Source organism: Microbulbifer okhotskensis, from assembly GCF_023895975.1.
GTDB classification, from domain to species: Bacteria; Pseudomonadota; Gammaproteobacteria; order Pseudomonadales; family Cellvibrionaceae; genus Microbulbifer; species Microbulbifer okhotskensis.
Window position 1 is genome coordinate 1 of the sequence record NZ_JALBWM010000236.1, and the last position, 2,504, is coordinate 2,504.

General features: G+C 59.5%; 7 protein-coding genes. All 7 read right to left on the reverse strand.

The features are described from left to right. A partial coding sequence (locus MO867_RS21540; protein WP_252472973.1) for a hypothetical protein occupies positions 1-323 on the reverse strand: 323 nt, incomplete at its 3' end. After that, positions 323-838 (reverse strand): DUF3486 family protein, encoded by a 516-nt coding sequence (locus tag MO867_RS21545; protein WP_252472975.1) that lies wholly within the window; start codon positions 836-838, stop codon positions 323-325. The genes MO867_RS21545 and MO867_RS21540, both read right to left, overlap by 1 nt. A gap of 1 nt (position 839) precedes the next feature. Further along, positions 840-1,163, reverse strand: a complete 324-nt coding sequence (locus tag MO867_RS21550; protein WP_252472977.1) for a cytoplasmic protein — start codon at positions 1,161-1,163, stop codon at positions 840-842. Next, positions 1,160-1,516: a hypothetical protein gene (locus tag MO867_RS21555; protein WP_252472979.1), complete on the reverse strand. Its 357-nt coding sequence runs from the start codon at positions 1,514-1,516 to the stop codon at positions 1,160-1,162. The genes MO867_RS21550 and MO867_RS21555 overlap by 4 nt, the downstream gene beginning before the upstream one ends. Beyond that, positions 1,516-1,728, reverse strand: a complete 213-nt coding sequence (locus MO867_RS24365) for a hypothetical protein (protein ID WP_444875288.1) — start codon at positions 1,726-1,728, stop codon at positions 1,516-1,518. The genes MO867_RS21555 and MO867_RS24365 overlap by 1 nt, the downstream gene beginning before the upstream one ends. Further along, positions 1,625-2,047, reverse strand: coding sequence for a hypothetical protein (locus MO867_RS21560; RefSeq protein WP_252472982.1), 423 nt, complete (start codon positions 2,045-2,047; stop codon positions 1,625-1,627). Before MO867_RS21560 ends, MO867_RS24365 begins: the two co-directional genes overlap by 104 nt. After that, a partial coding sequence (locus MO867_RS21565) for a transglycosylase SLT domain-containing protein (RefSeq protein WP_252472984.1) occupies positions 2,029-2,504 on the reverse strand: 476 nt, incomplete at its 5' end. The genes MO867_RS21560 and MO867_RS21565, both read right to left, overlap by 19 nt.

A 2,504-nucleotide genomic window follows, 5' to 3' on the forward strand; every position in this document is an offset into this window, starting at 1 on the left:
GAGATGCGCTTTTCTTCATCCAGCACCATTTCGCCCAGGTCTTTGGCGGCCATATTCATAATGCCCGCCCACATTTTGCAGTCCTCGACAAACAGGCGCGCCTGCAGGTCGTCGCGGCTGCTGACCCACTGATCGTGGCGGGCACCGGCTGCGGCCGTGCGTTCGTCGGCGGCATAGGCGGTAGACCAGGACAAACCGATCTGGCGGGATTTCTCCATCAACTTGAGGCGGTTGTCGTCCTTGATCCAGGCGGATTGGAACGGCAGGAAAATAGCGTCGGGATTGGCCGGTAGGTTTTTTGCGTTGCCCTTGCGTTTGCTCATTACTCAATTCCCAGGGCTTCGCGGATGGCTTGTTTGGTGTCTTCGGTAACGCCACCTTTATCGCCGAGGGCATCGAGTTTTTGCCGCTGTTCAAGTAACAGCTGCTTGCGCGCTTCTGCTGCCAGGCGTTTCTGGCTAACACTGGCACGACCCAGGTCCGCGATAGCCTTGGCGATTTTATCCAGGGGAATATCGCCGCTGATCTGCGCATCCCGAATTACGGTAAAGAGTTTTTCCTGCACCAGGCGCATCAGCGCTTCATTGATCGCGCCTTCATCGTCGGGCGCTTCGGCCACTACCGCGCGCGCCTGCTCGGTGATCATCTTCACCTGGTCGAGGCGCTCGCGGAATGTCTGGCCGTAGCGGTGCAGGCTGCTACTGGAAATATCGATACCGCGTTCGCGGCAGAGGCTTTCCAGCTCGTCATAACCGGAAAAACCACGGGCCACCAGCTCCTTGTCGAGCCAGTCTTTATCGTCGGTATTGAGGCGCTGGACCTTGGAAACCTGGGGCATTTCAGCCCTCCCAATATTTTTCGGGGCGGGCGATGCCGGGCTCGCAGTCCACGGTGTATTCGGCCAGGTCCACGCCGTGACGGGTAAGCCCTGCGCGCCAGGTACCGCTGGGTGCTTTTTCTACTTTGAGCAACTCGCGCTCGTGCAGGTATTCCAGTTCCCGGCGCAGTTCTGCCGGTGTGGCATCCGTGTAGACGCCCTGAACCGTTTGCAAAATCAGTTGCTCGTGGGCACCGATAGGCCGGGCGTGATTGAGGGTGAGCAAAATGGTCCAGCGCATACCCTCACGGCGGACTTTGTTGTGGTCGATTTTTAGACCTGTCATTGGGCCTGTGCCTCCCTTAGCTGCAGGTTTTCAATGCGTATAAACACCGCGTCCAGTTTTGATTCCACCACCGTTTGGCTGCGCACATGGTCTTCACGGCGCAGGTATTTTTCCGGTAAATCGGCACGCAGGGTCATGAGGTTGCGCTCAATTTCGTTGATTCGTTTGTCGGACTCTTTGCCCCGGCCATCCACTTCGGCGAGTAGCTTGTTGAGCGTTTCAAAGCGGGCATTCAGGTATTTTTCGTATTGCTGCTCCTGGCGCTTGCCGATCACGATAAGTACGCCGGTGAGCGATACCAGCAAGGCGAGAAACTGGATTCCTGGAACTATCCAATCGTGTGCTTGAGGCATTAGCGTTCCTCACTTTTACTGAGCCAGTGCTGCAGCTCAAACAGGCGACCAGCACAGGTGCCATAAAGGTCATACAGCCGCTTTAATTCGATAGCCACGGCATCGGCGTTATTGTCGGGATGTGGTGCCGGCACTGGGCAGGGACTCATTAAGCCCGGAGGCAGCGGCCTGGGCGGCTCTGTCACGGGCGGCCGCCAGTGACTGCATGACATCAAGATCAAACACACAGCGCACACGGCTATCCGCCGTTTTAGCCAGGGCATTCCTTAACTCCTGCGTGGTTTGGTTATCGAGGGCGGCGCGCTGGGCAGTCTGCGCGGCGAGGCGCTGCCCGGCCGCGTTGGCCTCATTGATTAATTGGCGATGGTTTTCAATCAGCGAGGACAAATCACTCACTGCCTGGCGGTTGGTGGCGAGCTGCGTATCGCGCACGCCGTTCTGGTGTCCGCGCCAATATCCGGCAGTGGCGGCGAGGCCGGCACAGAGCACGGCGAGCAGCAGCCAGCGGGCGATCACAGTTGCACCCCGCAAGTACAAGCACCGCTGCCCCACTGGGCGCGCACGTAGAGCGGTTCCCAGCGCAGGAGAATCTTGCGCGGGTAATCGCGGTTTTCACGGAAAGCCGCGCGTGAGCGGCCGGCGTTGTAGTGCTCGACGGCGTTAAACCAGCGCAGCTGATCGGCTCCCCCGGCAGAGGCTGTGCGCTTGTCCCTGAGTACCCAGCCCAAGCCACCGTTATAGGATGCGAGCACCATGGCCCAACGCTCGCAGTTGTCGCTGGCAGAGAGACGCCGGTAAAGCCAGCGGTCGTATAGCACCAGAGCCTGCAGGGACCAGCCGGCGTTATAGGGTTGCCGTTCTCCCAGGGTTTGCGGATACAGCTGGGCAAACCAGTTGCTGGTGGCGGGCATAAACTGGGCCAGCCCTTCGGCCCCCACCGGCGAGCGCGCATCCACTTTCCAGCGGCTTTCCTGGTGAACCTGGGCGG

Excerpts from the sequence above, each read along its gene's own strand:
- MO867_RS21545 (WP_252472975.1), bottom strand. The coding sequence starts at position 838 with ATGCCCCAGGTTTCCAAGGTCCAGCGCCTCAATACCGACGATAAAGAC.
- MO867_RS21550 (WP_252472977.1), bottom strand. The coding sequence starts at position 1,163 with ATGACAGGTCTAAAAATCGACCACAACAAAGTCCGCCGTGAGGGTATG.
- MO867_RS21555 (WP_252472979.1), bottom strand. The coding sequence starts at position 1,516 with ATGCCTCAAGCACACGATTGGATAGTTCCAGGAATCCAGTTTCTCGCC.
- MO867_RS24365 (WP_444875288.1), bottom strand. The coding sequence starts at position 1,728 with ATGTCATGCAGTCACTGGCGGCCGCCCGTGACAGAGCCGCCCAGGCCG.